The organism is Micrococcus sp. KRD077, from assembly GCF_017168505.1.
Lineage (GTDB): Bacteria > Actinomycetota > Actinomycetes > Actinomycetales > Micrococcaceae > Micrococcus > Micrococcus luteus.
Genome location: NZ_JABFAZ010000051.1, coordinates 1 through 4,819, shown reverse-complemented (window position 1 = coordinate 4,819; position 4,819 = coordinate 1). Strand labels below are relative to the sequence as shown.

The 4,819-nt window shown below is 66.6% G+C and carries 7 protein-coding genes and 1 pseudogene; 1 reads left to right on the top strand and 7 read right to left on the bottom strand.

Features of this window, described 5'->3' with window-relative positions; all coding sequences use genetic code 11:
* The 4 genes from J1M39_RS11085 to J1M39_RS11070 form a co-directional block, all read right to left on the bottom strand.
* Positions 1-214: helix-turn-helix domain-containing protein (locus J1M39_RS11085; RefSeq protein ID WP_206496792.1), on the bottom strand; the 214-nt coding region annotated here is incomplete at its 3' end.
* A gap of 82 nt (positions 215-296) precedes the next feature.
* Positions 297-929, bottom strand: a complete 633-nt coding sequence (locus J1M39_RS12370; protein ID WP_240335751.1) for an HNH endonuclease family protein — start codon at positions 927-929, stop codon at positions 297-299.
* Between the two features lie 101 nt (positions 930-1,030).
* Positions 1,031-1,480 carry a helix-turn-helix domain-containing protein gene (locus J1M39_RS11075; protein WP_069941827.1) on the bottom strand — a complete coding sequence of 150 codons (450 nt, stop codon included), beginning with the start codon at positions 1,478-1,480 and terminating at the stop codon, positions 1,031-1,033.
* A 3-nt stretch (positions 1,481-1,483) separates the two neighbouring features.
* On the bottom strand, positions 1,484-1,783 hold the full coding sequence (locus J1M39_RS11070; protein WP_031943823.1) for a hypothetical protein: 300 nt from the start codon (positions 1,781-1,783) through the stop codon (positions 1,484-1,486).
* Positions 1,784-2,092: 309 nt separating this feature from the next.
* On the opposite strand from J1M39_RS11070, the gene J1M39_RS11065 reads away from it, so the two are divergent.
* Positions 2,093-2,269, top strand: coding sequence for a hypothetical protein (locus J1M39_RS11065; RefSeq protein ID WP_031943824.1), 177 nt, complete (start codon positions 2,093-2,095; stop codon positions 2,267-2,269).
* 414 nt (positions 2,270-2,683) lie between these two features.
* Here J1M39_RS11065 and J1M39_RS11060 read toward each other — a convergent pair whose 3' ends face one another.
* The 3 genes and pseudogenes from J1M39_RS11060 to J1M39_RS11050 form a co-directional block, all read right to left on the bottom strand.
* A complete protein-coding gene (locus tag J1M39_RS11060; RefSeq protein WP_126860896.1) occupies positions 2,684-3,787 on the bottom strand; it encodes a hypothetical protein in 1,104 nt (367 codons plus the stop codon).
* Between the two features lie 272 nt (positions 3,788-4,059).
* Positions 4,060-4,260 (bottom strand): hypothetical protein, encoded by a 201-nt coding sequence (locus J1M39_RS11055; RefSeq protein WP_031943828.1) that lies wholly within the window; start codon positions 4,258-4,260, stop codon positions 4,060-4,062.
* A gap of 141 nt (positions 4,261-4,401) precedes the next feature.
* Positions 4,402-4,695: pseudogene (locus tag J1M39_RS11050) on the bottom strand (transposase); the annotation flags it as partial.
* Between the last annotated feature and the right edge of the window lie 124 nt (positions 4,696-4,819).

Sequence of the window (4,819 nt, the reverse complement as noted above, 5' to 3'; positions counted from 1 at the left end):
GCTCGGGGCCGGCCAGCCCGGTCTCGGCCAGCTCGGTGCGACGGGCGGCACCGGCGGCCAGGGCGGCCCGGTTGTGGGCGGTGAGCATGTTGTAGGCGACGCGCGCGGCGCCGGCGTACTGGGCCAGCAGGGTGGCCTGGGCGGGGTTGGGGTCCAGGCGGTGCTTGAACGCGCGCAGCCTCGGGGCCAGGTCGGTACCCGTGGTAGTCGTCATCGCTCACACCTCCTCCTGCGCCAGCATCGTCCATCCGTTCAGGGGCATGGTCACCCACCCCCCGGACACGTTACGGCCTCGCTCACCCAGCCGGGCAGGAGGCCAACACCCTGCGCATCGCCGCGCGCTCGCGCTCGGTGACGCTCAGCCCCCACTTGGCCTTCACCACCACCTGGTGCTCCACGAGCTCACATCGGCCCGCAACGGTGTCCGGCAGCCAGTCCGCCGCGGTCGCATCCGACTTCGAGTTGTTCGCCGGCCCATCCACGGCCAGCAGATTCGCCGGGTCGTTGGCGAACGCCGTGCGCTGGGACTCGTCCCACGCCCACGCCCCGGAGGCCCAGGCATCGGCAAGGGAGACCGTGTGGTCGATCTGCACGGCCTGGGAGTCCTGGGAGGAGAAGGGGATCGTAGCGCCGCTGTAGGGGTCCACGAGCTGGCCGGAGAGCACCTTGCACCCCTGCGTGCCGGGCTTGATCTGCACCTGTGTCAGGTCGCGCCGCAGCACGTCGTTGCGGGTGTCACAGCCGTTGCGGTCCACGTCCGCCCAGCGCTGGCCGAACGCGTCTCGCGTGTAGGCGCTGGCCGGTGCCGCGGAGGTCAGGGCCAGCTGCTCGAGCTGGCCCCCGACCGGGCCGGCCGCCGGCGTCGGGGACGTGTCGCCGAGTGAGGGCAGCTCCACTCCGCTGGGCAGCGCCACCTTGGGAAGCTTCACCTCTGGCACCTGGACCCCCTGCACATGTCCACCCCCGACGGCGCCAGCCACACCCAGAGCGGCCACCACGGCGACGACGCTCGAGACCCATCGACGCACGCTCACGAGCCCGCCCCCTCACGCTCCTGCGGAGTGGGCACAGCCTCGATCACGGCGTGCAGCCCATGGCTCACCCGCAGCCGGCGCGCGGCCTCGGCGGTGGCCGCCCGGTGCAGCTCCACGGGAATCACCGCGATGCCATCACCCATGTCCGGCTCCTCCATCTCCGGCAACCACCTGTAGAAGGAACCGCGGGAAGCGTAGGTCAACATCAGCGCGGCACCGGCCTGCTCATGCACGCGCAAGGTCTCGGCGATCAGCTCCTCCACGAGGCGCTCGCGGTAGTCCTCCAGGCGGGTCATGGCCGAGTCGATCCAGGACCAGTCCCGCGGCGGGTTCTTGCCGAACTCCCAGCGGGTGATGCTCTTCTCCGCGACACCCAGGGTGTCGGCGAGGGCGTCGCGGGACAGACCGAGGGCCTCTCGGCGGCACTTCAGCTCGATAGCGTTCATGGCTCAGCCCTCCGCCTTCTGGTCGGCCGGCTCGTCCTGGTCGGTCACGCCGTACTCCTGACGCAGGGCCTCCTCCTCGAGGCGCAGGCGGGTGATGGCCTTCATCAGGGGCTCGCGACGGGTGTGCAGCTCGTTGTTGGCGGCGTCCTCCCAGCTGTCCAGGGTCCAGCCGGCGCCCTGGATCTTGCTGACCATGACGGCGTCGGGGGCGCGCAGGTCGTTCTTGATGCGGGTCCAGGTGGAGGGCGAGGTGAAGCCGGCTTGCCGAGCCATCTCGTTGACGGAGTAGTAGAAGGTGGTCATGGGGGTGCTCTCTCAATCTGGAGGCGACAGAATCACCTCACGTAGGTCTAGCGATACACGTCAAACCATACGCGTCACGCCATACACCCGCAACCCTTATCCACAACCCCCCCCCCGTCACCACTGCCCCTGCTACGGTTTGCACAGGTCGAACGTGAGCCCATCCCGTAGGGCCTGCGACTTAGAAGCCCTCCTGGCCATCCCCCCTCCGCGCCGGGAGGGCTTCGCTCTGCCTGGCACCCAGAAGGGACATCACGGCCGCGCGACCGCCTTATCCACGGTGAAGGACACCCGCGGATCGGAGGAGCCATGAGCATCGAGGTCGAGCACCTGGAGGCCGCCCTGGCCGAGGCCGTCGAGGTGGTGACCGACAGCGAGCGCGCGCATGCGAGCACCGCAGCCTGTCATTGGTGGCGCTGCTGCCAGGTGCTGCGTCGTTTCATCGACGTCCCGGACGCCTTCCCGCCGGCGGCGCTGGTCGCCTAGACTGGACCCCAGAAGCGCCCCGCTTTCCCGTTGATCTGACAGTCGCAGGAACCTCGCGGGGCGCTTTCGCGCGTCCAGAGCTTGTTGCCCTCCACTTGCCAGCCCACCTAGTATGTTGACGTCAGATCAACGTAAGGGTGGAGGTGTCCCTGATGATCCAGGTGTCCTGGCAAGGGCGGATGACCACGTCCCTGCCGACCACAGATTCCGAGGTGGCCCGCTGGGTCGCCCACGACCGCCCCGAGATGGTGCGCGCCCAGACCGCCGACGGCACCGCCTACCGGCCCGACGCCGCTCAGGTCCTCGCGTTCATGCAAGCCCAGGCCCACCTGGCCCAGATGCTGCGCTTCCAGTACGCCGCCGCCCACGGGCTGGTGCCCGCGCACGCAGGCGCCGTGCTGACACGCCCTAGGACTACTTTCCCCATGACCCGAGCGCATCCGCCAGCTGGTCTTCGACCGATCGAAGGTCGGTATCGAGAGTTTCCCACGTGAAGCTCGGTGCCACGGCTTCAATGATCCCGAACATGGGCTTGTTGAAGTCGGGGATAATGGACGGATCGTCCATCTGATAATGGACACTCCGGTTTCTGACCATCTTGCCGTCACGCGAGCAGAGCCGCTTCGCGGCCGGATCTGCGAGGATCCCGCGAATACTTCGGGTACCGGCCGTATCGAGGCCAGGATGCCTGTCGAGAATGCGGCGCAGTGCCTTGAGAGAGTGATAGGTCGTGACGATGCGCGCACGCAAACAGGGCCCCTCATGGCCGGGCTGAGTGCGAGGAAGGTAGAGGCGGTTGGTGTTGAAATCTGCTTCAATCATTAAGAGAAGTAGTTTCTCGGCATCGTCGAAGTCAGGCTCATATCGGTTCTTCAGATAGCGACTCGCGAGCCTGTCCTTGTACTTGATGTGTGCGTCCAGCGCAAGTGTGGGCCGCATTTCCCAAGCATCCGGGGCGGCCGCGGCAAGCACCGCGAGTGTGGAGCCCCATTCGGGCGTAACCGCGTGGAGATCCTCTCCTGCCACGCGTTCCAGCTCCCCTGGGTCAAGGGCAAGCCGGTAGGCCATCGGGGTCGATGCACCGACGACACTGCGCTCGATCATGTAAAGGCCGAGGTCGGTCTCCGCCCACCGAACCCAGGGGTGCGCTTTCCCCGTGAGCGCCCTGTGCGAGACTGCTTTCGCTTCTTGCATTTCTGCAAGAACCTGGTCGTAGGACCTGTTCGTGTCGTCCAGCAGCTTCGACATATGCCGCACCCGTGACGTGACCGCCCCGTACTCGTGCTGCAACATGCTCGCGAGTTGCGGCCACCCGACCTCGGGTTTCGCTGACTGGAGGGCTTGACTTCCCTCATAAACGATTCGGACGAAATGGTGCCCGAGCAATAAGGCAGGGTAGGCCTGCGATTGCTCGTCTGCTGCGGCAGAGAGAACAATGTCCCCCACCCAGCGGGCATCCTCGGCCAGAAGCAACCGCGCAGCCCAGCCACGCGCCTCGCCTGGTGTGAGACCGGTCATCAATCCACCCTTTCGAAATCACCCCATCGCCGCGGGTGCAGGGCGCAGGGTGCGCCTCTCCGCACCCACGGCCCCCAACGGTGCTAACAAGTCAAAGACGAGTGTCTCGAACATCGCCTATTCAGTCGTCGGGTCTGCCGTGAGGGCGCTTGACCCCAGATCTTGGACACGCTGATTCCAGCACGTTGCTGGGGAAGCGAGAATCCAAGGGATGGCTAGGAAGAACTACACGATCGAGGGTCAAGGCCCCCCGGGGCGATTCACTGCGCCGTTCAATCAACGGACCGACGACGCCGCCTCTCCCACGCGATCGTGGCGCCAGCCAAGTCGGCAAACCACAGCATGATCACCCCGACCCCGGCCATGGAACCCCACATCATCTCGTTGAGGCCGGGTCCGCTCCAGGCGGCTCCCTGTCCGCCAGGCGTCTCAGAGCCGCCCAGCTCCAAGAACGTGACCACGTTGTAAAGCACGACGATCCCCAGGACCGCCGACCACGCCCCCAGGTACCAGCGCGAGAATCGTGGCGCAATGACAGCCGCAACGAATTGGACGATGCAGAGAAGGAGGAGACCGGGCCTTGGCCCTTGATCGTGGACACGGTGTCGGTTCGGTTATGCCGCTTCCGCAAGCGTAGCGGAGCGTGCGGCTTCGTAGGCGTTCGGGCTGATGTTGCCGATCGCGGAGTGGCGCCGGCGAGTGTTGTAGCGGTTCGCCCACCGGAACACGGCCCGGTAGGCGGTGGCCTGGTCCGGGAACGCTGACCGGCCGGCGAGGAGTTCGCGCTTGAGCGTGGCGTTGAAGCTTTCCGCGAGTGAGTTGTCGGCACTCGTGCCGACCGCGCCCGTGGACTGGGTCACGCCCAGCTGCTCGCAGAGCGCGGCGTAGGCCTTCGAGGTGTAGACGGCGGGTTCAACCGGTCGTTGCAACACCGTGCGTTGAGAGCGAGCGTAGCTGCTCGGCGAAGACCTCCGCGGGAGTCTTCCAGTCCAGGACCTTCCTGGGCCTGTTGTTCAGCGTGTACGCGACTGC

Coding starts and splice junctions, on each gene's coding strand:
- J1M39_RS11075 (WP_069941827.1), bottom strand. CDS start 1,480: ATGAACGCTATCGAGCTGAAGTGCCGCCGAGAGGCCCTCGGTCTGTCC.
- J1M39_RS11070 (WP_031943823.1), bottom strand. CDS start 1,783: ATGACCACCTTCTACTACTCCGTCAACGAGATGGCTCGGCAAGCCGGC.
- J1M39_RS11065 (WP_031943824.1), top strand. CDS start 2,093: ATGAGCATCGAGGTCGAGCACCTGGAGGCCGCCCTGGCCGAGGCCGTC.
- J1M39_RS11060 (WP_126860896.1), bottom strand. CDS start 3,787: ATGACCGGTCTCACACCAGGCGAGGCGCGTGGCTGGGCTGCGCGGTTG.